This is a genomic window from Nocardia seriolae NBRC 15557, assembly GCF_007990715.1.
Lineage (GTDB): Bacteria > Actinomycetota > Actinomycetes > Mycobacteriales > Mycobacteriaceae > Nocardia > Nocardia seriolae.
The window spans coordinates 1-22,672 of the sequence record NZ_BJWY01000103.1 but is presented as its reverse complement, the minus strand read 5'-3'; the positions used below and the strand labels follow the sequence as shown (position 1 = coordinate 22,672).

At 67.0% G+C, this 22,672-nt stretch carries 22 protein-coding genes and 4 tRNA genes; 13 read left to right on the top strand and 13 right to left on the bottom strand.

All coding sequences use genetic code 11. From position 1 onward, the window contains the following. Nucleotides 1-53: 53 nt before the first annotated feature. The 11 genes from NS2_RS26345 to NS2_RS26295 form a co-directional block, all read right to left on the bottom strand. Nucleotides 54-1,307, bottom strand: a complete 1,254-nt coding sequence (locus NS2_RS26345) for a serine/threonine-protein kinase (RefSeq protein ID WP_052086843.1) — start codon at nt 1,305-1,307, stop codon at nt 54-56. A 6-nt stretch (nt 1,308-1,313) separates the two neighbouring features. Beyond that, nucleotides 1,314-1,577: a protein kinase family protein gene (locus NS2_RS26340; RefSeq protein WP_052086844.1), complete on the bottom strand. Its 264-nt coding sequence runs from the start codon at nt 1,575-1,577 to the stop codon at nt 1,314-1,316. After that, nucleotides 1,574-2,812 (bottom strand): DUF7373 family lipoprotein, encoded by a 1,239-nt coding sequence (locus tag NS2_RS26335; RefSeq protein WP_143161280.1) that lies wholly within the window; start codon nt 2,810-2,812, stop codon nt 1,574-1,576. Before NS2_RS26335 ends, NS2_RS26340 begins: the two co-directional genes overlap by 4 nt. Beyond that, nucleotides 2,809-4,215, bottom strand: coding sequence for a serine/threonine-protein kinase (locus NS2_RS26330; protein WP_071344340.1), 1,407 nt, complete (start codon nt 4,213-4,215; stop codon nt 2,809-2,811). The genes NS2_RS26335 and NS2_RS26330 overlap by 4 nt, the downstream gene beginning before the upstream one ends. A 27-nt stretch (nt 4,216-4,242) precedes the next feature. After that, a complete protein-coding gene (locus tag NS2_RS26325; RefSeq protein WP_261772314.1) occupies nt 4,243-5,781 on the bottom strand; it encodes a serine/threonine-protein kinase in 1,539 nt (512 codons plus the stop codon). Nucleotide 5,782: 1 nt separating this feature from the next. Beyond that, on the bottom strand, nt 5,783-7,036 hold the full coding sequence (locus NS2_RS26320) for a DUF7373 family lipoprotein (RefSeq protein ID WP_147207313.1): 1,254 nt from the start codon (nt 7,034-7,036) through the stop codon (nt 5,783-5,785). Between the two features lie 27 nt (nt 7,037-7,063). After that, nucleotides 7,064-8,533, bottom strand: a complete 1,470-nt coding sequence (locus tag NS2_RS26315; RefSeq protein ID WP_036550508.1) for a serine/threonine-protein kinase — start codon at nt 8,531-8,533, stop codon at nt 7,064-7,066. 155 nt (nt 8,534-8,688) lie between these two features. Next, on the bottom strand, nt 8,689-9,654 hold the full coding sequence (locus NS2_RS26310) for a dioxygenase family protein (protein ID WP_045438973.1): 966 nt from the start codon (nt 9,652-9,654) through the stop codon (nt 8,689-8,691). Nucleotides 9,655-9,795: 141 nt separating this feature from the next. Beyond that, nucleotides 9,796-9,870: transfer RNA gene (locus tag NS2_RS26305), tRNA-Val, on the bottom strand. A gap of 27 nt (nt 9,871-9,897) precedes the next feature. Further along, a tRNA-Cys gene (locus tag NS2_RS26300) sits at nt 9,898-9,968 on the bottom strand. Between the two features lie 23 nt (nt 9,969-9,991). Continuing rightward, nucleotides 9,992-10,064 (bottom strand) — tRNA-Gly (locus NS2_RS26295). Nucleotides 10,065-10,390: 326 nt separating this feature from the next. Here NS2_RS26295 and NS2_RS26290 point away from each other — a divergent pair. Next, nucleotides 10,391-10,462: transfer RNA gene (locus tag NS2_RS26290), tRNA-Val, on the top strand. A gap of 180 nt (nt 10,463-10,642) precedes the next feature. Here the strand turns inward: NS2_RS26290 and NS2_RS38525 are convergent. Then, nucleotides 10,643-10,840, bottom strand: coding sequence for an excisionase family DNA-binding protein (locus NS2_RS38525; protein WP_071811770.1), 198 nt, complete (start codon nt 10,838-10,840; stop codon nt 10,643-10,645). A 600-nt stretch (nt 10,841-11,440) separates the two neighbouring features. On the opposite strand from NS2_RS38525, the gene NS2_RS36920 reads away from it, so the two are divergent. The 12 genes from NS2_RS36920 (at nt 11,441) to NS2_RS26230 (ending at nt 21,587) form a co-directional block, all read left to right on the top strand. Then, on the top strand, nt 11,441-11,680 hold the full coding sequence (locus NS2_RS36920) for a hypothetical protein (protein WP_143837596.1): 240 nt from the start codon (nt 11,441-11,443) through the stop codon (nt 11,678-11,680). 181 nt (nt 11,681-11,861) lie between these two features. Next, on the top strand, nt 11,862-12,047 hold the full coding sequence (locus tag NS2_RS26275) for a phage tail protein (protein WP_033090073.1): 186 nt from the start codon (nt 11,862-11,864) through the stop codon (nt 12,045-12,047). 352 nt (nt 12,048-12,399) lie between these two features. Next, nucleotides 12,400-13,080: a hypothetical protein gene (locus NS2_RS36275; protein ID WP_143161281.1), complete on the top strand. Its 681-nt coding sequence runs from the start codon at nt 12,400-12,402 to the stop codon at nt 13,078-13,080. Nucleotides 13,081-13,110: 30 nt separating this feature from the next. Beyond that, nucleotides 13,111-13,965 (top strand): ABC transporter permease, encoded by an 855-nt coding sequence (locus tag NS2_RS26270; protein WP_173850110.1) that lies wholly within the window; start codon nt 13,111-13,113, stop codon nt 13,963-13,965. Next, nucleotides 13,962-14,834 carry an MlaE family ABC transporter permease gene (locus NS2_RS26265; protein ID WP_033090062.1) on the top strand — a complete coding sequence of 291 codons (873 nt, stop codon included), beginning with the start codon at nt 13,962-13,964 and terminating at the stop codon, nt 14,832-14,834. The genes NS2_RS26270 and NS2_RS26265 overlap by 4 nt, the downstream gene beginning before the upstream one ends. 58 nt (nt 14,835-14,892) lie before the next feature. After that, nucleotides 14,893-15,864 carry an MlaD family protein gene (locus NS2_RS26260; protein ID WP_158544082.1) on the top strand — a complete coding sequence of 324 codons (972 nt, stop codon included), beginning with the start codon at nt 14,893-14,895 and terminating at the stop codon, nt 15,862-15,864. Then, entirely contained in the window at nt 15,865-16,866 is a 1,002-nt protein-coding gene (locus tag NS2_RS26255) for an MlaD family protein (RefSeq protein ID WP_033090064.1), read from the top strand. Continuing rightward, entirely contained in the window at nt 16,854-17,873 is a 1,020-nt protein-coding gene (locus tag NS2_RS26250) for an MlaD family protein (protein ID WP_052086846.1), read from the top strand. Before NS2_RS26255 ends, NS2_RS26250 begins: the two co-directional genes overlap by 13 nt. Then, nucleotides 17,873-18,907: an MlaD family protein gene (locus NS2_RS26245; protein WP_147207312.1), complete on the top strand. Its 1,035-nt coding sequence runs from the start codon at nt 17,873-17,875 to the stop codon at nt 18,905-18,907. The genes NS2_RS26250 and NS2_RS26245 overlap by 1 nt, the downstream gene beginning before the upstream one ends. Next, entirely contained in the window at nt 18,904-19,899 is a 996-nt protein-coding gene (locus NS2_RS26240) for an MlaD family protein (protein WP_033090065.1), read from the top strand. The genes NS2_RS26245 and NS2_RS26240 overlap by 4 nt, the downstream gene beginning before the upstream one ends. Then, nucleotides 19,896-20,852 carry an MlaD family protein gene (locus NS2_RS26235; RefSeq protein ID WP_186817611.1) on the top strand — a complete coding sequence of 319 codons (957 nt, stop codon included), beginning with the start codon at nt 19,896-19,898 and terminating at the stop codon, nt 20,850-20,852. The genes NS2_RS26240 and NS2_RS26235 overlap by 4 nt, the downstream gene beginning before the upstream one ends. 15 nt (nt 20,853-20,867) lie before the next feature. Then, nucleotides 20,868-21,587, top strand: a complete 720-nt coding sequence (locus NS2_RS26230) for a TetR/AcrR family transcriptional regulator (protein WP_052086848.1) — start codon at nt 20,868-20,870, stop codon at nt 21,585-21,587. A gap of 241 nt (nt 21,588-21,828) precedes the next feature. Here the strand turns inward: NS2_RS26230 and NS2_RS26225 are convergent. Then, nucleotides 21,829-22,672 (bottom strand): oxygenase MpaB family protein (locus NS2_RS26225; RefSeq protein WP_222594887.1); only part of this gene is annotated, 844 nt, incomplete at its 5' end.

Sequence of the window (22,672 nt, the reverse complement as noted above, 5' to 3'; positions counted from 1 at the left end):
AAATCTACGGCCATTCCCTTACGGGTCTCTATGGAATTCCTTGGATCCGGCCTTCAGAGCGGCAAATTCGGCCACCAGGTGTCGACGAGGGCCTTTGCATCGGGTTCGGCGAAGGCGAAGATGACGCAGAAACTGTGGCCGGGGTCGTCGAAGCCGATGACCAGCTCGCCCGCGCTCTTGGTGCGATCGGAGTTGTAGAAGTGCCCCCAGACCATCCGGCCGTTGCTCGACGACCGATTCCACGACTGCGCGCCGTCGGAGACGGTGTCGTCGGCCAATGCCGGGGCGGGCCAGCTTTCACGATCGGTGTCGCAGGTGACCTTCAACCGGTTCAGCGGCTGCTTGTCGCCATTGCAGGCCAGGGTCACGAACCCGGTCACGGGCACCGAGGTGTCCGAGGGCTTCCCATTGTCGTCGACGGCCCCGCAGCGCATGCCCTGATATCCGGCGGTGTCGGGCGAGGCGGGCAGCAGGCCCGGGAACGTCTTGGCGACGAACGAATAGCTGCCCCAGCTGGCGGCGGGCGCGGCGGAAGTGGTCGGCGAGCTCGACGATGCCCCCGCGGCGGCCGGAACCGATGTCGGTGCGGCACCGGGGGTAGCCGTACCGGGAGATGAATTCCCCTGCAGTGCAATGGCAGTCGCAACACCGAGGGCGGCGACGACGGCCGCCGCAATGGCGATGCCGACCCGCCGCCGCACCGGGAATCGGCGCGGCGTATCACCCGGCACCGGGGCCGCGGTGCAGGCCGCCCGCGCGTCCGCCGCCAGCGCACCGCACGAGGCATAGCGCCGCCCCGGATCCTTGTCCATGGCACGCGCGATCACCGCGTCGAGCCCCGGCGGCAGCTCCGGCCGGATCGCCGTCGGGCGCGGCGGCGCTTCGGTGAGGTGCGCCTGGATCACCGCGGCGGCGGTCGGATGCGGAAACGGTGTTGTCCCGGTGAGCAATTGGTACAGCGTGGCGCCGAGCGCGTAGACGTCGGCCCGGTGATCGACCCGCTCGCCCGCCAGCTGTTCCGGCGCCGCGTACGCCAGTGTCGCCAGCACCGTCCCGGCCGCGGTGAGCGCGGTGGAATCGACGACGCTGCGCCCGATCCCGAAGTCGCCCACCAGCACCCGGTCCGGCTGCCCGGGGCGCGCATCGATCAGCAGGTTGGCCGGTTTCACATCGCGGTGGATCAGCCCGGCCCGGTGCGCCTCGTCCAGCCCGCGTGCGGCCTGCTCCACGATGTGCACGGCCCGCTCGGCCGCGAGCGGCTCGCGCGCGGCCAGCTCCGCACCGTCGACGCCGGGCACGTACTGCATGGCGATCTACAGCTGCCCGTCGGTGACGCCACGATCGTGCACCGCAACGACATTCGGGTGATTGAGCCGCGCCGCCAGGTCGGCCTCGCGCAGGAACCGGGCGCGGAATTCCGGATCGGCGCTGTGCTCGGCCGACAGCATCTTCACCACGTCCAGCCGCGGCAGGCGGGGATGGCGGGCCACGTACACGGTGCCCAGCCCGCTCTCACCCAGCGCCCGCTCGACGACGTATCCGGCGAATTCGGTTCCGGGCCCGAGCCGCCCGGTCATGCGCTGCGCACCAGCAGCGCGTACTGCGCCGCTATCCGCCGCTGGGCGTCGACCAGGGTGCGGCTGAAGACCTGCACGTCGTACACCCCGTAGAGCGCCCGGCAGGCGAACCTGACCTCGTAGGGGCCGTGTTCCACCGACTCCATGCACCGGGCGTCCGGAATCCCGGCGGGCGGGGACGCGGCCCGCATGCCGTCACCGGAAACCTCATCGGCGGTAGCGAGGAATTCCTCGCGGGCCGCCACGGGTGTCGGGAACCGGACCAGCAGATTGGTTCCCCGCAGGGCGATCACCGCGTCACCGGTCGAATCGTCCTTCTTCCACGAGCCCCAGCGATGCGAGGCGCGCGGACCGTAGACGACGCCGCTGGGCAGCAGACGGGCGCGCCAGCCCGCGTTCTTGTCCGCGATCGGGGCCAGGACCGTGGGCCGGGGCCAGACCCCGGGCGCCTCGGGAAGCATGCGTGCGAGCATGCCGTCGGTATCGAGCGGCAGCGCGGCGAACGCGCCGACCGGTGTGGGTTGGAAACCGTGCAGGCGGGTCACCTGCGCGGTGAGCGCGTTGCGGGCCATGCCGGTCAGGGCCGCCAGATCCGTGGCGGGATATCCGGCGAGCACCGTGATCACATAGGCGTCCTGCGCCCGGGTGGCGGCCAGCGTCGGCACGCCGGGACGCCAATGCGCATGCGCTCCGGGATGATCCGGAATGGAAACCGGCACGTTCTCGGTGCTGACGGCGGCGTCCACGGCATCGATCCGCGCCGCGGCCCGCTCTGCTGCGGCGGCATCCGGGAAGCGCAGCAGCATGACATTGAGCAGCCGGGCATGCCCGACCGCGACCGACGGGTTGAGCTCGGAATCCATACCGCCGACCGAGAATCCGGCCAGCATGCCGTACTCGGCCAGCACCGCCCGGACCGGCTCGGACAGGTACACGGCCTTCTGGGCCGCCGGAATGGGCACCGAGGCGGCATTTCCCAGGCCGTATTTCAGGGTCGGATCGGCCTCGATCGGATCGATCACGGCCTCTCCCATGCGCACCGATTCGAGCACGCGCCCGTCGGCCTCGGTGCCCACCGGTGCCGCGGCCGGTGGGTCCGAGCTGTACGGGCCCAGGTCCAGGGCCGTCAGATCCGGTGGCGCCGGGCGCGGATGACCCGGCACCGAGCAGCCCGTGAGCAGCAGCGCCGCGGTGAGCGCACCCGTGGCGCACCGGCGAATCGTCCTGGCGCTCATACCGATACCCCCGGCCACCACACCCCGTGCACGGTGCCGGCCGAGCCCTCGGCCTCGATCACCCACCGGCAGAACGACTCCTGCGGATTGTCGAAGAACACCTCGAACGAGACCATGGGATCGCCGTTGCCCGCGCGGTAGCCGCCCCACCGCAGATATCCGGTTCCGGTCGGCCGGGTCCAGTGCTCGTCTCCTTCGATCCGGACCTTCGAGGTCTGCGGGCGCATCGGAGTTTTATCGGCATTGCAGATCACGTACACGTTCCACACCGGATTCCGGTTTCCCAGACACCACACCATGCCCACCGCGACATGGTCGTAGAGCGAGAGGGTCCTGCCCTTTTCGGTGACGGGGCGGCAGTTGTACAGCTCCTGATATCCGACACCGTCGGCCGACACCGGAAGCAGATTCGGGAAGGTGTCGGCCATGTAGGCGTAGTCACCCCACAGGGCCGCCTTCAATTCCGGCGATCGGGTCAGGGGAGCCGCCGGGTGCGGGCGCGGCGACGGCGCGGCGGATCGCCGCTCGGGGAAGCTCCACCCCACGATTCCGGCCGCGGCCACCACGATCACCGCGGCCGCGAGCGCCAGCAGGCGGACGCGTCGGCGGCGCGGGCGCGCGGGCGGGGTCGCCGCCGCGCCCGCCGCCTGCGTCGCCGCCCGGGCCAGCGCCGCGCAATCGGGGTAGCGCTGCTCCGGATCCGCGGCTGTCGCACGCGCGACTACGGTATCGAATTCCGGTGGCAGCCAAGGGTTCTGCTGGGTGGGCGGCACCGGGTGAGCGGGATCCGGCCGCACGGCGGTGAGCATCTCCGACAGCAGGCAGCCCAGCGCGTACACCTCGGTGCGGTGATCGGCGGGCGCTCCGGCGGTCTGCTCGGGTGCGGGGTAGGTCAGCGCCGCCGGACCGTCGGTGGGCCGGGCCAGCCCGTACCCGGTGAGCACCACGCGGTCGGGCGCGCCCGGCTGCTCGGTCACCAGCACGTCGGCGGGTTTCAGATCGCCGTGCCGCAGGCCGCCGCCGTGCAGTTCGTCCAGCCCCTTGGCCACCTCGCCGACGATGTGCACGGCGCGCGCCGGATCCAGGCCGCCCAGCCGGATCGTCTCGCCGACGTCGATGCCGTCGATGTGCTGGCTGGCCAGCCACAGCCGCCCGTCCTGCACGCCCGCGTCCCGGACCACGGCCAGGTTCGGATGCCGTTGCCGCGCAGCCAGTTCCGCGGTGGCCAGAAAGCGCTCGCGGAACTCGTCGTCGGCGCTGTACCGCGCCGCGAGGATGGTCAGATCGTCGACCCGGTCCATGCGCACGTGCCGGGCGGTCACCGTCGCCGCCGTCATCGGGTCGGTGCCGGACGGGCCCTCGATCCGGTAGTCGGCGAACGGGATTCCGGTGGTCTCGTTCATCGGGTTGCCCTTTCCCCGTGCGGGTCCTCACAGCGGTGCATCACGCCACCACCGATCGAACAGGTCATCGCCGGAGGTGCCGCCCCAGAGCGCCATCAGGCAGAAATTCCTTGCCGGATCATCGAATCGGATCTGCAGGAATCCCTCCTGCGCGCCGTCGACGCCCTTGGCGTTCGTCACCCGGATCACCCCGCTGCCCGAGGTGCGCTGCCACAGCTCGTCCCGCAGCACGGTGACCTCCGGGTCCTCGTCGACCGGCAGTTCCCTGGGCCTCCGGTTCACGGTGCAGTCGACCGTCATCAGCGAGAGCGGATTTCGATTTCCATCGCACATCAGCCCACCGATCTTTCCCAACGGCTCGGCCAACGGAATGCGGTCGCCCTCGGCATTGCTCGGCAGGCACCGAATTCCCTGATATCCGGTCGCGATCGGCGCGGCGGGCAACAGGGCCGGGAGGGCCTGGACGATGAACTGGTAGGCACCCCAGGTCACGGGACTGCCGGTCGACGAAGTCAGGGTGCGAGACGTGGGGGAGGCGGACGAGCCGGTGGGCGCGGCCGGGGAGTCGCTCGAATTGCGTTTCAGCACAACGATTCCGGCGAGGACCACCAACAGCGCCGCGCACCCGAGCGCCATGCCCCACACCAGCCGCCGCCGGGCCGGGGCGGGCCGTCGCAACCGGATGGTGGCGGTCGAGGTCACCGGCGCGGGCGGGCCGGATGCCGCGAGCGCGCGTGCGGCCTCCCGCGCGAGTTCACCGCACGACGAGTACCGATCCTGCGGCCTCTTCGCCATCGCCCGCGCGATGACCCCGTCGAGCGCCGCGGGCAGCGCCGGATTCGCGACGCTGGGCCGGGGCGGCGGCTCCATCAGGTGGGCCTGCATCACCGCGGCGATATTGCTGTGCGGGAACGGCTGTGCACCGGTGAGCAATTCGTAGAGGGTCGCGCCGAGTGCGTAGACGTCGGCGCGGTGGTCGATGACGTCGGCGCTGAGTTGTTCGGGCGCCGCGTAGGCGATGGTGGCCATCACCGAGCCGTCCTCGGTGAGCGGGGTGGCTCCGGCCACGCGGCGGGCAATGCCGAAGTCGGACACGTACACCCGATCGGGCCGGTCCGGTCCCGGCTCGAGCATGAGGTTGGCCGGTTTGACGTCGCGATGCAGCAGGCCTGCCCGATGTGCCTCGTCCAGGCCCCGCGCAGCCTGCTCGAGGATGTGCAGCACCTGCCGCGGCGGCACTCCGCCGGGGTGGCGTCGGAGCAGGGCGGCCGCGTCGAAACCGTCGACGAATTGCATGGCGATCCACAGCAATCCGTCCGTGATGCCCCGGTCGCGCACCGCGACGATATTCGGGTGGTCCAGGCGGGCGGCCAGTTCCGCCTCCCGGGTGAACCGGGCCCGGTATTCGGGGTCGCCGCCGTCGGCGAGCACCTTCAACGCCTCGAAGCGCGGCAGCCGCGGATGCCGGACCAGATAGACGGTGCCCATGCCGCCGCGGCCCAGGACGCGTTCGATCCGATATCCGGCGAAGACCGCGCCCGGCGACAAGAGTTGATCCCGCGTCACGCTAACCGCCGTTCACCAGCAGGCCGTACTGGGCGGCGGCCCGCTGCCGCACGCCGGTGGCGTCGCGGGCCAGGACGATCGCGGTGTAGCGGCCGTACTGCATGCGGCACATGAACGTGGACATGCCGACCGGATCCGGATCCAGGTTCTGGAAGCAACTGATGTCGGAGGCGCCGGCGGGCGGATCGATCGGCCGCAAGGTGGAATCCGCCGCGGTTTTGGCCCGGGACTGCTCGAACCGCTGATGCGCGGAGACCGCATCCGGGTAGCGGAGCAATTGGTTGAATCCGTTGGTGGCCGCCGCATCCGGTCGCTTCCCGGCCGAGTTGTCGCTCGGCCCACGGTATATCGCCGTCGCGCGTGGGCCCAGCGAGACGCCGACGCCGACCGGGGAGGTGTTCCAACCGGCCGCGCGATGGTTGCCCAGCGACACCACACCCGGGTACGTCCAGCGGTTGGGGGCATCGGGGACCTGTAGCCGGATCATCCGGTCCGGGTCGAGGGGCAGTGCCGAGAACCGGTCCACCGGGGTGGCCGCGAAGCCGTGCAACAGCGGTATCTGCGCGTCGAATGCCTTGCGCGCCAACCCGGTCAGCGCCCCGAGATCGGGAGAGGTGTGCCCCATCAGCAGGCTGATGACATAGTCGTCGTGCGCGACGGTGGCGGCCATCGACGGCACCGCCGGACGCCAATGCGCGTGTGCGGCAGGATAATCCGGGATGGCGGCCGCCACGTTCTCGGTGCTGACCGCGGCGTCGACCGAGTCGATCTCGGCGGCCGCGCGCTGTGCCGCGGCCGCATCCGGGAAACGCAGCACCAGCGCGACCAGCACCCGGCCCTTGCCGACCTCGACACCGTGCGGGCCGGGCTCGACATCACTGCCACCGACCATGCAGCCCGCGACCATGCCGTGCCGTTCGAGCACCGGGCGCACCCGATCGGTGAGCAGCATCGACGCCCGCGCCGGGGTGGGAATCGGCGCGATCGAGATGGCGTCGGGGGCGTGGATCAGCGCGGGATCGACCGCGGCCGGATCGAGCATCACCTCGGTCATCCGGGCCGACTCCAGCACCCGCCCCGTCGACTCGGTGCCGGCGGGGGGTTCGAGGGGCTCGACGCCGTAGCGCCCGGTATCCAGCGCGGCCGGATCCGGTTTGTGCGCCACCGGCTTTCCGTCGATCGTGCAGCCGCTCGCCACCATCAGCAAGGCGATCGCGGCCGCGGCCCGGCAGGCGATCTTCGTCGTTCTCGTCATCGTCTCATGTCCTCGGACCGCGGGCGGCTACAGCGGCGCACCGGACCACCAGGCGGTGCGCAGATCGGCGCCGGTGGTGGTGACCCCGACCACCGAGATCCGGCAGAAGTTTCGGTCGGCGCGGTCGAAGTACACGTCCAGAACCCCCGTTGTCAGGCCGTCCAGATCGGAGCCGCCGCCTTCGTCAGCGGTGAAAGTGGTATGGCCCCAGAACAAATGCCCCGTGCCCGAGGGGCGCGTCCAGACCTCGTCACCTTCGGGACGGTCGGCCAGCGACAGGCTCGGCGGCATGGCGCTGCGGTTGGCATTGCAGGTGATCGACACATCGATCGCCGGGTCGCGGTTGCCGAGGCAGAGCATCGTGACGACCGGAACCGAGGTGTCGAAAGGGACGACGCCGGACTCGGGGAGCGTCGGCGTGCAGCCGGACAGATCCTGATACCCGGACCCGTAGGGGAAGCCGGGCAGTAGGTCGGGGAAGGCCTCCGCGACGTAGGCGAAGGCTCCCCACTGCGAGCCGTCCACCGAGCCCGGCACCGGGGTTCGCACCGGCCGGGCCTGCGACGGGGTGGTGCGCGAGGTGAATCCGACGATCGCGGCAGCCGCCGCGACGAGGATCACCAAGGCCGTGGCCAGCAGCAGTCCGGCTCGGCGGCGCGGGGGCGTGGGGGACAGGGCCGCGCGGGCGGCGGCGGCGAGGTCGCCGCAGCCGGCGAAGCGGTCGGCCGGATCCTTGGCCATGGCGGTCGCGATGACGGCGTCGAAATCGGCTGGTACGCGCGGGTTCACGGCCGATGGGCGTGGGGGCGGCTCGTGCAGGTGCGCGTACATGACCGAACCGCCGCTGGTGCGCGGGAACGGGACCGAACCGGTCAGCAGCTGGTAGAGCGTGCAGCCGAGGGCGTACACATCGGCGCGGTGATCGACGGGGCCGCTGCCCAGCTGCTCGGGGGCCGCGTACGCGAGGGTCGCCGCGAGTCCGCCGCTTTCGGCGGTGTCATGTGCGGGCCGGGCGACGCCGAAATCGCTGACCAGCACGCGATCCGAACCGTCGGCGTCGGTGGTGAGCAGGATGTTCGCCGGTTTCAGGTCGCGATGCAGCAGCCCGGCCCGGTGAATCTCGTCCAGGCCCTGGGCCGCTTCGCCGATGATGCGCACCGCGCGCTCGACCGTCAGCACCTGCGGCCCCCGCCGGATCAGCTCCGCCAGATCGCCACCGTCGATGTACTGCATGGCGATCCACAGGCGGCCCTCGTGCTCGCCGCGATCGTGCACCGCCACCAGATTCGGATGCTGTAGCCGCGCGGCGACTTCCGCCTCCCGCAGGAACCGCGCATGGAACTCGGCGTCCCCGGGTCGCGCCTCGTTGAGCACCTTCAGCGCGTCCATGCGCGGCAATCGCGGATGCTGCGCCAGGTACACCGTTCCCATGCCGCCGCCACCGAGCCGGCGCACGATGCGATATCCGCCGACCACCGTGCCGTCGGCCATATCCATCAGGCTCCTCCAGATCCCCCCGCGACTCACGACCATCCACATCGTTCCGGAGGCTGATCAACGCGCGATTGGCGTCGAATACTAACAGCTGGTGGGACGGCGAAAGGGGTTGTGGGAAAACCTATCCGGAGTAGGCGGAATCCGCGCGCGGGCGGTCAGGGCCGCGGCGGCAGGCCGCTGGGCGGGGTGCCGCCCGGTGGGGTGCCGCCCGGACCCTTGCCCCCGCCCTGTTGTCCAGGGCCATTGCCGGACTGCGTATTCTGCGATTTCGCGCCCACCCCCACCCGGAGCCGAACCTGTAGCCCGTCGGCGGGCGTACCGGTCACCGTCGCCAGTTCGGCATCCCAGCCGTCGCCGAAGACATTGTCCGACGCCAGCGACACCCCGCTCATATTGGAGATGCTGCGCGAGTACCCCGAGTCATAGTCGTAGACCGACTTGCACACCTCCTGCGGCAGCGCGATCTGCGAGGTGAGCCGCGCATTCTCCCCGGCGACCGCACTGCTCAGCGTGTCGTAGACCTCGAAGTGAATGTGCGGCCAGCGACCCGAATAGCAGGCCGGGAAGATTGAAGTGAAGCTGACGATCCCATCGGTGTCGGCCACCTGCACGCCGCGCAGATAGTTCTGCTCGGTGACGCCGCTGCTGTAGAGGGAGTAGTTCCCGTCCCGATCGCAATGCCACACGTAGACGGCCATACCCGCACCCGCCGCACCGCTCTTCGTGAGATCCCGCAGATCGAGCGTGAGATTCATCGGAACCCCCTTGGCCACACCGGAATACGCCCCGAAACTGATGGTGATATCCGAGCGCACCACCCCCGATTCGATCAGCACATTCGGCCCGTTCGACCCATCGCCCGGATAAGGCCCGGCCGTCTCCTGCGGCGCGGCGGCGGCGGTACCGGCAGCGGTAGCGCTCGCCGTCGCAGTCGTCGACGACGCGCTCGATCCGCTGCTGCTCGTCGACCATCCGGCGGCCACCGCCGCGACCCCGGCGGCGCCCACCGCCCACAGCGCCCGCCGCCGGTTCATCACCCGCAGGTCATGGCCCAGCCCCAGATCATGCTCGTGCCGCTCGTGTCCGTTCCCGGCATCCTGTTTCACAGCGTCCTCTTCCATCGTCCGCACTGTTCGGATTCGAACGGTAGGACGGCCCGCCACCGCCGAACCTGGGCCGTGGCTGTGAGCTCCCCGTGAGTGCGCGACCGGGGCGGAAAACAGAAAAGGCCCGGCGGAAGCCGGGCCTGAACTGGTGAATCTTGGTGCGCGATACTGGGATTGAACCAGTGACCTCTTCCGTGTCAGGGAAGCGCTCTCCCGCTGAGCTAATCGCGCGGGTCTTCATGCTCTTCAATGAAGAAGAGGCGGCGACGGGAATCGAACCCGTGTGCACGGCTTTGCAGGCCGTTGCCTCACCACTCGGCCACACCGCCAAGCAGGCCGTGTTGGCCTCTCGAGCGGATGACGGGATTCGAACCCGCGACCCTCACCTTGGCAAGGTGATGCGCTACCAGCTGCGCTACATCCGCATTTCGTCTCGGGCACCTCTCGGCTGTCCCGCTGACGAGAGAGAACATTAGCCGACCATCTGCACAGGTAACAAATCGCCTGGTAGAAGGGGGTAAATACGAACTACAGCCAGGTAGTTCCCGCCGAAGGTGTCCAGCAGGCGACCGCGAGGGTCTCTCCTCGGCAACGCCCCGATGAACCCCACCCGCCCCACGAGACCCCCGAAACCTCAGTTTTACGCCGTTGTACACGCGATTTGGCGTCACAGCGGCAAGGTGTGTAATCTTCATTCTCGTTCGAGCGGCACCGCAAAGCCGCCCGATCAGCCGCTCCGCCGGCAAACTACGGTTCTATAGCTCAGCGGGAGAGCACTCGCTTCACACGCGAGGGGTCGCTGGTTCGATCCCAGCTAGAACCACAGAGAAACGGCCGGTCATCGCAGGTTTTGCGGTGACCGGCCGTTTTTCGTGCAATATACGTGCAATATCGCGGGCGCGACGGCTAGGGCCCGCGCGGACACGACAAACGCCCGGCGCGACTGTGATTGGCGATCACAGTCGCGCCGGGCGTTCAGCTTCGGTGGGCTACTGGTGCCGCTTCACCGCAGCGGGCGCATCGCGAGGTCGAAGTCTTCTATTGCGATACGGATCTGGCCGCCGAACCGGTATGCCCGGAGCCGACCGGCGGCGATCATGCGCCTGACCGTGTCTGTACTGACGTCTGCTCGATCTGCCGCAGCTTGAATTGACAAGTAGTACTTCGGCCTCGGCCCGCTGGTGTCGTGGTGTCGGCTCATTTGCGGCTCCGCTGCCGCCCGAACCACGAGCCGCTCGCTCGTTTGCAAAGCCTTCGTCCGCCGTGTATGGCATGTGGGGCACCAGGTTTCGACAGGTGAGAGCTGGATCCGTCGGCACCAACGATTGCGCCGAGCACCGACTGTCGGTCAGCTCGTTGACATCGAGCCGGTGGACTCGTCACGCGGCCACGGTCGGCACGACTGCGTGAGACGGCAATTCCCGGTTGTCGCTGCCATGCGGCATGCGCAGGATCGCGGCGGACGATGCCGCACGCGGGTCTGCTGCGGTCCTGGCAGGCGGGCAGTGTGGGTGTGGTCATCGGTCACTCCCGAGCGGGCGGTGGTGATCCCAGAGGATCCTGACACCCCTGAACTGCACGGAACCTCCCATTTTGCGACATATGGGAGGGGACTTTCCGCTTCAAGATCCTGGCTTCCTCGGGGGCGACCGCTGGTGAAGCCCGGGCGGGCGGACTCCCACTCAGCCCAGCGGCGGATGCGAAGTTGGCAATCTTGACATCGATCTGGGCGTGCCGTGAATGATGTGTTCGACGGCCGGTTCGGCGCGGTTTCCGCGCAGATCAGCGTCTATGAGCGGGGATGGTGCTCTACGACCCGGCTTCAGGCCGTCCACCATTGGCGCGCCTGAAGGCGCAAGCCACGCGACTGGACGCGGAAGCTGTGTTCGTGCCGTCGCTCGAACACTTCGGCGAGGGCGAGGCTCCAGGATCGCTCGTGCAGAAACTCGACGTGATCACCGTGCATCCCGAATCGACATACGCCCGGCGAGCTATGCCTCCGCTCCCTGACCTCCCGCGTGCTGTGGCAGACGAGGCATAGGAAGCTCGATGGCGGACTATATGGGAGGAGCGATTCGCCCACACCCATGATCGGCGAACCCGAAGGCGCAGACTGTTCCTCGGTGATCGACCCTGGAGTCAGGCGGACATAGCGAAGATCCGGACAGGTCCGCTGCCCATGGCCGCAACAGCTAGCCTTCCGCCAAGGAGAACGCACTCTTTTGGTCGAGTACATCAACTCCGACTATCCCGTCCCCACCTATCGGTACACCCTCGACATCGACGGCGATGGCAAGACTGACGCGACATTCACCGGCGTGAGTGGCCTCGAACCCGGGGTCGAGACAATCGATTACAAGGACCCACTCGGCAACTGGGTCCAGATGCCAGGCCAGCAGCAGGCATAACCCGATCGAGCATGGACTCCGGCGTGACGGCCGCTTGCGGCTCACCCCAATGGTGGACGGGGGACTTGTGGTGTCAGGCAGCCGTGCGGAGTGACTTCTCGAAATTGTCAGTGCAAGCATCTGCTGACACTCGCTCCCGCCAGCTATGGCATTTCCTGTTGTCATTTGATGGGCCAGGGCGGCGTGTCGCCACTTTGCCTTGGCGGGGTCAGGGCCTTCTGTTGGGTGGGCGCCAGCAAGTTCGTCGCTCTGGTCAAGAGACGGCAAGCCTGTTAGCTTGGGCACATCAAATGACATTGCATGTTGTCATTCTGTGGTGATCTGTTGGGCGGTGGCTCATGAAGGGTGGACGATGTCGAAACAGGCGGTGACGGTGGAGGTCGAGCGCCCGGCGATCGCGGAGGGAGCTGTCGAAGCACCCGAGCCGGCGATGGGCAAGCCACGGGCGGGCGGTGGATCCCGTCGGCGAATCCAGCAACTCGCGAGCGGAGGCACTGTTTCGCTTCGGATCAGCACTGTTGTGCTGTCCGTGGTGGTGGCCGTGCTTCTGCTCGGCACCATCACACTGGGCTGGATAGCACATCAGCGGGGGAGCGATCGGGACGCGGCGCGCGCTGAGGTCACGGCGATGCGGTCGGCCGCCGATGATCGGCATCGTGCCGAGCAGGTGGCGACCGATTACTCGGTCGGTGCGGCGGACATGAACTTCAAAGACTTGGCGGCGTGGTCACAGCGGCTGACCGCGAACACTTCGCCGCAATTGGCGAACAAGCTGAAGCAGGCGGCGTCCTCGATGGAGCAGATCATCGTGCCGCTGCAGTGGATTTCGACGCCGACTCCGATCACTGCCGCGGTCCGTTCGGAGCAGAACGGTACGTATGTCGTCACCTGTTTCGTCAGTGTCATGACCAAGAACACCCAGGCGCCGGACGGAGTCCAGTCGACCGCGACCTACACCGTCACCATCGACAAGAACGCGAGCTGGAAGATCACCGATGTCGGTGGAATCGATTCCGCTATGAGCGGCAAATAGATTCGCGTACGAGAGGACACCGGAGACCTCATGGCACAGCTCGACAGCTCACTGCCGCCGGGTAGAGGCACAGACCTTCTCAATGTTGTGGTCGATCATGTGGGTGGTATCGGCCGGACGAGTGTGGCAACGCTGGGCCGCTCGGTCCTGCTCGGCATCTCGATGCTGCGGTATCTCGTCGGAGACATCATCGGCCGCCGATTGCCGGGCGGTGAATTCGTGCAGCAGGCATGGCATCTGCTGAAGGTGACGGCAGTCCCGGCGGTTCTCATGGCTGTCCCGTTCGGCGCGGTCGTCTCGGTCCAGGTCGGTGGATTGGTGCACCAGGTGGGCGCTGATTCGCTGACCGGCGCGGCGAGCGGGTTGGGCATCATCCGGGAGGGCGCGCCGCTGGCGGCCGGTCTGCTGCTCGGTGGGGCGGCAGCCTCGGCGATCGCGTCCGATCTCGGGGCGCGGGCCATTCGCGAGGAACTCGATGCCATGCGGGTCATGGGGGTCGATCCGGTGCAACGGTTGCTGGTGCCGCGTTTCCTTGCGCTGCTGGCTATTTCTCCCATGCTGCTGATCGCCATCGTGATGGTGGGCGTCGGCTCCTCCTACCTTGTCGCCGTCGAACTCAACGGTGTCAGCCGCGGCAGTTTCTGGGCCTCGTTCGGGGCCTTCGCCACCACTGCGGATCTGGTGGTCGCGGTGATCAAAACGCTGGTCGCGGCCGTGCTGGTGGCGATCGTCGCCGGATTGCGGGGGCTCGAGACGCGTGGTGGACCGCGCGGCGTCGCCGATGCGGTGAATTCGTCGGTGGTGCTGAGTGTCACGGCGATCATCCTGGCCACACTGTTGGTCACGCAGTTGCAGACCATGTTTCTGCCGAGTCACGTCGCATGAGCAGCACGGCTCCCTCTCGCTACCACTCGCTGCCGCGCACGGCCCGGCTGGCGCGGCGGGTATCGCGGCCCGGCGCCGACCTGTTCGCCGAAATCGGCAGGGCGGCACTGTTTGTCGGCCGGACGCTGTGGCTGCTTCCGGTGACCGTTCGTCAGTATCGGGCACAGACGTTCCGGATACTAAACAACCTGGCCTGGGGCCGTGGATCGCTGATCGTCGATGGCGGAGTCGTCAGCACCATGCTGATTCTCGGTGTCGCGATCGGCGCGATGGTGTCCATCGAAGCCTTCGCCGGACTTGATCTGATCGGGTTCGGTGCGCTGTCGGGTGTGGTCGGCGGTATGGCCAATATTCGTGAGATGGCTCCGATCGTGGCGGGTGTCGGTTTCGCCGCACAAGCGGGATGCCGGATGACCGCGGAGATCGGCTCGATGCGGATCTCGGAGGAGATCGACGCCATCGAGGCACTCGGCGTGCGCACGGTGCCGTTCGTGGTCGGCACCCGGTTGGTCGGCGGAATGCTGTGTGTCGCACCGGCATATCTCGTCACGTTGCTGGTCAGCTTCGTCACCTGCCGTTCGGTAGTGACCGTGGTCCATTCGCAGTCCGCCGGCACCTACAACCACTATTTCGAGCAGTTTCTCGATCCGGTGGACGTGCTCTATTCGATGCTGAAGGCGGTCTTGTTCTGTGCGGTGGTCACGTTCATCCATTGCTACTTCGGCTATTTCGCCTCGGGCGGACCGGCCGGTGTCGGTATTGCCAGCGGTCGTGCGATACGGGCCAGTCTGGTCGCGATCATCATGCTGGACCTGATGCTGACGGTCCTGTTGTGGGGGGTCACCCCCGAATTCGTCTTCACGGGGTGAATCGACAATGTCGGAATTACTGGTCGGATCTGACCGACGACAACGGCGGATTCTGCTGTTGACCGGGGCGATCACGGTGGTGGTCCTGCTGGCCGCGATTCTCGTCGTGGTGCGGATCACCGGTCGGGAGCCGGGTGACACCCTGCATCTCACCGTTCGGACCCCGTACCTCGGGCAGGGGATCACGGCGGGGTCCGCTGTGATGCTGCACGGCGTGCCGGTGGGCCGGGTGGAAACGGTGCGCGGTAGCGCGGGCCGCGGGGTGGAACTCGACATTCGGTTGCGGCGCAATCAGATCGGCGGACTCACCGACTCGGTCGGGTTCGACTACCGCCCGATGAACTACTTCGGCGTCTCCGCACTGAACCTGCTGCCCGGTGCGGGTGGACGGACACTGGCCGATGGCCAGCGGCTCGAGCGCGCACCCGAGGGTGATTTCACCATGGCGATGGTCCTGAACCGATCCTCGGCGGTGGTCAACGGCGTGGTCACCGATCGCATGGTCGAGGTGATCCGGCGCATCGCCGATTACACCGACGCGCTCGCGCCACTGCTCGAAGCCGGGTTCACGACGGCCAACACCATTGCGGAAGCCCAGCGGCGCATGCCGGATGCGCAGTTGCGTGACCTGAACGCGCTGCTCGACCCGATGCCGCTGTTCATCGACGATGCGATCACCGCGGTCACGGCCGTACGTGACATCCCGGGCGGCCAGATGGTCGTGGACCACTACGGGCCGATGAACGACACCATGCAGTTGATCGCGACCGGGTTCTTCGGTCCGCTCGGTGCCCTACTCGGCTCGCACGCCGCCGATTTCACGCCGATGACCGAGATCGTCCGCGTGCTGTCGGACCTGGTCTCGGGCACAGTGCGGAAAGCACGACTGGGCGCGCGGCTGGATCAGGTGCTGTCCGGATTCGAATCGGCCTACACCGGCCCCGATCAGGACAAGTCGCTGAGGCTGCGCATCGTGCTGGACGAATTGCCTTTTCTCGCCGCACCGTTGCCACTGCCCGGAGGGAACTGAATGGGGACGACACCACGCCAGGCGTTGTGGCGGTTGCTCGTCGCGGCCGCGGTCTCGGCTGTGCTCTTCGTCGGCGTCGTCAACGCGCTGCGCAACCCGGTTGCCGGTGAGACGACCTCCTACACAGCCGATTTCGTCGATGTCTCCGGACTCAGGGTCGGCTCGGATGTCCGCCGCCAGGGGGTGCAGGTGGGGAAGGTGACCTCGATTGACATCCGGCATCAGGGCGGGTCGAATATCGCGGTCGTCGGATTCGCGCTGCAGCAGCACTATCGACTGACCACAGCCTCGCATCTGGCGGTGAAATTTCAGAACCTCAGTGGCTCGCGCTATCTGGATTTCAGCGAGACCGCCACCACCGCGGGTCTTCCCGTAGCTATCCGGCATGCCACCACGGAGATGACCACGTCGTCGTTCGATATCACGACCCTGTTCCACGGCCTCGAACCGGTACTGCGCACCCTGAATCCCGGTGAGATCGACAAGTTGGCCGCGAATGTCTCCGCCTTCCTCGACGGCGCCGACGCGACTGATCTCGTGGCCAGCGTCCGGAAGATCGCCGACTACACCGTCGATCGGCAGCAGGTCGTCTCCACACTGGTCGCGAATATCGCCTCGATATCGGACACCATGAAGGGAAAGTCGGACCGCGTGCTGGAGTTCATCGAGAATTTCGACCTGGCCCTCGACAAGACGATGACCGTACTCGACCAGTTCTACGCGACCGCGACCTACGGACCGGTCTTCGTCGACGCGGTCAACCGGCTGATGAGCGGACTGGGCTTGCACGAGGGCACCGATCTCGACGCCCTGCTGAAACCCGCTCTCGCCCAACTGCAGGATGCCCCGCAGACGCTGCGCATGCTCCCGTCCATGCTGTCGGGGCTGGAACAACTCAGCTCGTCGACGGTGGACACTCGATGCACCAACGGCCCTGCGGCACTACCGCGTGCGGTCCAGGTGCTGCTCGCCGGACAGCAGGTGGTGCTGTGCAATCGCTAGGCATTGCCGCACAACGTGTCCGGGCCTATCTGACCACACGTAGCACCGATCACAAGCACGTCATTGTCGGTGCGGCCGCCGCCGCGACGGCGGTGATCGTCGCCGTCGCGGCGGGAGCGCTGTATCTTCACCCACTCGATCAGCAGAAGGTCGTCTTCGAAACCACCGATGCCGCCGCGCTGCGCTCGGGCGACGAAGTGCGCGTGGCCGGCGTCCCCGCCGGCAAGGTGACCGAGGTACTGCTGCGGCCCGATCATGTCGAAGTTGTGCTGACCGTCGACAACACCGTCTCCCTCGGTGCGGACACCGCCGTCGACGTCCGCATGCTGACCGCGGTCGGTGGCTACTATGTCGCGCTCGTGTCCGCGGGCGCGACGGCGCTCGGCGACCGGACGATTCCCTCGGCTCGGGTGCACCTGCCGTACCGGCTGCCCGAACTGCTCGACGCCGCGCCGGCGAAGAGCGCCGCGATCGACGCGCCCACTATCGGCGCCGACCTCGACCGCGCCGCCGCCGCATTGGACGCCAATCCAGGCTCCGTGAAGTCCATGATCGACAGCGTGCAGGCGCTCGCTGGAATCATGGACCGCCAGCGTGAGCAGATCGGAACGAGTTTGGCGGTCTCGCAGGAGTACCTGGACGCCTTCGATAATCAGCGCGATGCGCTGTTCACCATGCTGCGCAAGGCCGCGATCGTGTTGCGCGTGCTCGACGACACCCATGTCGAATTCGCTTACGCCTACCAGGGTTTGGGGAGGGTCTTCACTTCGGTGAAGTCGCTGACCGCCTTCTACTCGAACCATCGCGACGAGCTGTACGACGCGGTGCAGCAACTCGACGCGGCGGCGCGCAGCGTGAACACCGACATCCCGACACTGATCGGGCAACTGCAGGGCTTCATCACCCATCTGCAGTCACTGCTGGGCCCGGACGGAGTTCGCCTCGTCGGCGGCGACCAGGTGCTGGCCACCGACCTGTGTGTGCCGATTCCCGGAAGGAGTTGCTGATGCTTCGCCGCTACCGAGGACCGTTGGTCCTGACGACCATCGCCGCCGTTGCCGCCACGATCGGCGCCGCCGTTGTCATCCATCCGAATTCCGGTAGTACCCAGGGGTTCTGCGCCATAATGCCCGACACGATCGGGCTGTACCCCGGCAATTTCGTCACCCGGATGGGCGTCCGGATCGGAACGGTGGATCGGACCGAACCGCAGGGGTCCGGGGTCCGGGTCACGTTCTCACTCGACGGCGATCAATCGGTATCGGCCACGGCGAAGGCGGTGACCCGATCGACCTCGATCCTCGCCGACCGCAGTCTCGAACTGACCGGAAACAATCAAACCGTTCCGAGTTTGTCGCCGGGGCACTGTATTCCGCTGTCCGACACCGCGACTCCGAAGAGCATCTCCGAGATCACCGCGGCCACCGCGGGACTGCTCGACGGCCTCGCTCGATCCGGTACGGGCAATACAGGCGACCGGGTGCTGGACGGTCTGGCGGGCCAGCTGACGGGCAATGGGCCGGCGGCCGGCAATGCGGTGGCGTCCCTCGCCCGCGCCGTCGCGGACCCGGACCACGCCACGGCGACACTCGGTCAATTGATCGCCGACACCGCGCCGCTACTGGCCGCCACCCGGGCGCATTGGGACGATATCGAGTCCGCGCTCGCGACAGCGCCTCCCGGGATCCAGTCGGTGGCCGTGCAGGTGTTCCCGGCGGTCAACACGATTTTCGGCGGTCTGCCCGGTGCCATGGATCTGTGCTTGGACCTGGTGCGACGGTATGGAACCTACCTGTGGCCCGGCCTCGACACCGTGGCTGCGGCACTGCATCTCGCGGCCACCGGGGAGGACAGCATCGCTCGATTGGCCAATTCACTGCCAGCGCTGTCTGATTCGATACGCCTGTTGAGCAATGCCGGTACCGGACAGCAGATCTCGGCTGTGGCACCGAGATTCCGGCTCACCGCGATGCCCGGACAACCCGAGGTGACCGCCACCGATCTCTTGCAATTGGTATTGAAAGGTGTTGTGCCCCAATGAACAACGTGCGATACACGATGGCCGCTGTGATGACGGCGACCGTGACGATGCTGGCGGCCTGTTCGGCGAACCCCGCGCACCTGCCGATGCCCAGCGACCTCGCCCGGAATGGCTACCCCCTGACTGTCGAATTCGCAGACGCGCTGAACCTGCCTGTCGGCGCCAAAGTGTCCTTCGACGGCATCATCGTCGGGTCGGTCCGGGGTATTGAACTGACCGGCGGCGTAGTAGCGGTCGCGGTCGCCATCCGGCCCGGCATCGCCATTCCGGCGGACAGCACCGCCGGAATCACCCAGGACACCGTCCTCGGCGACGCGTACGTGAAGATCGACCGGTCACCGTCCTCGTCGAACAATGTTGCGCTGGCGCCGAATTCGCGGATACCCCGAGAACGCACCGTGTCACCCGGGCTGCTCGAGGATACCCTCGCCGTGCTGGCGAACTTCCTCGGGACAGGTTCGGTGCAGCGTATTGAGCAGACCATAGGAAAGCTGAACGCGGCCCTTCCCCCGACCACGGACGAGGTCCGGAAGATCACGAGCACGCTGGCCGTCGATGTGCGCGGCCTCGCCGCCGACACCGCCGATGTCGACCACCTGCTCACCGGCGTCGGCAACAGCGCACAGGCCCTGAATCGTCACGCCGCCGATATCGAGAACATCTTCTCCCCGAACTCGATGAAGTTCTGGGCCAATCTGCGGCTCCTGGTCGCCAATATCGGTATTCTGCTGCCCTCGGTCGGCAGCGTCTTCACCGGCGGCAATTGGCTGGTCCCAGTGCTCAACTCGGTCGGCACCGCTGTCGAGAACGCGTCGAACACCGACGTGAACATCGCGGACACCGGCGCGAACCTGCAACGGTTCCTGCGCACCACCCTGATGCCGCTGCTGAGCAAGCCCAGCGTCGATGTCACCTCCATCGTCACCGCCGACGACAACGAACACCTCGACGCGGTAACGGATCTGCTGAGAATGCTGGGAGCCGTCCGGTGAACAGGAAGAACGCGGTATCCATTGCCGCACTGCTGGCTTTGCTGGCCTTCTCCGTGGTGGCGATCGGCCGCCAGGGCGTGCGCTGGCTGCCGCCCGCCGATCAACGCCACGCGGTGCTGGAAGTCACCGACGCCAATGGGATCGCCACCGGTTCCAAGCTCTTGCTGCGCGGAGTTCCCATCGGCCAGGTGACCGCCGTCCGCGCCGCTGCCGAGAGGGTGGAGATCGAATTCGGCTACCGCCGCAACTACCGGATTCCCATCGACAGCGACTTCCGCATCGAAAGCCTGTCATCACTGGGGGAGAGCTATGTCGCGGTGCTGCCGAAATCCACCGCCGGACCATACTTCGCCGATGATCAGCACATTCGTGCGCAGGCGTCGACGGTTCCGCGCACCTTCGGCGACCTCTCGGCAGCGCTGACCCGGATGCTGAACGGCATTCGACCCGAGACGATGAATTCGGTCGTCGGCGAACTCGACTCGGCCCTTCCCGCCGATATCGCGTTGGTGCACAATCTGTCTCGCGCGAGTGTGCTGCTGGCGTCGACCCTGCTCATGAACACCGGCTCGATCCGGGATCTGCTCACCGACGGACAGGACGTGCTGGCGCGGAGTAATGCGGTCGGGCCTACCATCGCCGAGACCAGCGAGCCGGCCCGAATGCTGGGGATCAATTTCGCGACGCTGGCCCAAACCGCCATCGAGATGATGCAGTCCAACGACTACCCGCGAGTGGTGGAGGTCGGCCCGCTGACTCTGTTCGCCAAGCTCCAGCAGTTCGAGGACCGTATCGCCCCCGACGCCCGCGAGCTCGCCGACTCGGCGCTGCCCGGCATCCGCTCGGCCACCGAATCCGCCGGCATGATCGACATCAGCCGGTTACTCGATTCGGCGCTGGCCGCTGTCGCCGCACCGGGGGCGGTCACCTTGCACGTCACCACACCGCGGTGAGCGATAATCGATCCCATGACATCGCAGCCGACCCGCGCCGCCCGGCGTCCGCATCGGTTCGCGGGGATGAGCAAAGAGGACCGGAAGGAAGCCCGCCGCGAGGCGTTCGTCACGGCGGGAATCGCGGTTATCGGCGAATCGGGGATCGCCGACACCAAGGTCCGCGACGTCTGCAAGCAGGCCGAGCTGACCGAACGGTACTTCTATGAGAGTTTCGACAATCTCGATGCCTTCGCCAAGGCGGTCGTCGAAACCGTCGCCATGCAGGTCGCCGGACGACTGTTCGTGAAAGCGGTCGGTATCGAAGACGGTCAGGCCCGATTGCGAGCGGTGGCAAAGGAACTCGTGACGATCGTGGACGAGGATCCCCGGGTGGGGCGGATCCTGTTCGTCGAGACCGAACGTGCCGGCGGGGCGCTGGCCAAGCTGCGGCAGCAGATGCTGTACGCGACCACCTGGCTGATGACCATGTGGCTGGACAGCCCCGAGACCAATATGGCCGTAGCGGCCCTGCCGATGATGGCGCAATTCCTCACCGGCGGATCCGAAGCCGTGGAGCCGGTGATGGGCGATATCAACACGATAGCGATCGCCGGCGCCAGCGCCGAGATGATCATGGCGTGGGTCGATCATCGGCTCGACATCACCGCCGAGGAACTGGTCGACTGCCTGGTGGTCTATATCGACGAAACCATCGCCTGGCAACGTCGGCTCGGTGCCGAACAGCCGACATAGACTGAATAGGGCCGATAGTGAAAAACGATCGGCTCCAGTGGTTTCGGCCGACCCAGGCTTCCAGTGTGACCGGCACTTCACCATGGATGGTGGTGGAGAAGGCGGAGGCGTTGGCTCGGCCTCCACGCGGACGCGGTCTTCATTCGGTAACGCTGGAAGAACAGCTCGGGCCACTGGTGTTCGTCCCGACGCTGTGTCGATCTATGTCGGGTGCGATTGCCGGCGAGCGTGTCTCGGATGATCAGCGCGGTGTCGGACGGTAGCGATCTGCACGTGTTCGAGCGCCGGTCTGTCGCAGGAAAGTTCGCAGGATCGCGTGGTTGACCCGGTCTGGCACCAGACGCGAGCCGTGGCGGATGAGGGTGGCGAGCCGGTCGAAGCGTCGTTGCCGGTCGTCGCTCAAGTTCAGGTCGAAGCGCTCGCGAACGCTCGGCGGAAAGCAGCCGATGCTGAACAGTCCCAAATCGGGTGTGACCAGGCGCAGCAATCGTCCGGTCCATGGGGACGTGGTCGACAATGCGGTGGAGGCTTCGGCGGGTGTGGTGTGCAATGCCTGCTGGACTGCGGGAGTCAGTTCGAGTACATCGGCGCAGATGTACTCGAACTTGGCTTGAAATGCGGCATAGTCCGGTGGAATGGGACGGCTGCTCATGCCGTAGCGGTCATACCAGCTCAGCGTTTCTGCATATAGTCGATCGCGTTGGTAGTCGTCGAGTTGTCTGGCGTGGAACAGTTCGACGGATCGGAAGATCCCCCAGGTGAAGCACGCGTGCGCCCACCAGAATGTCTCCGGGTCCAGCGCGTGGTATCGACGCTGACTCCCGTCGGTACCGCTGATATTGCTGTGTAGATCTCGAATCTGCCTACTCCTGACTTCTCCGTCGGGAAGTAACAGGGCCGACCAAATCTGCGGGACGGATCGATACACTCGTTGAAAAGGCTGTGCGGAGAACGCGGAGTGCTCGGTGACCGCCGCTCCGATCCCAGGATGCATCAGTTGCAGAAGTCCCAGACTCATCCCCGGATACATGCTGCGTAGATCCGAGGCGTAGTGCCACAGCATCGAGCCAGGCCCGATCGGCGCC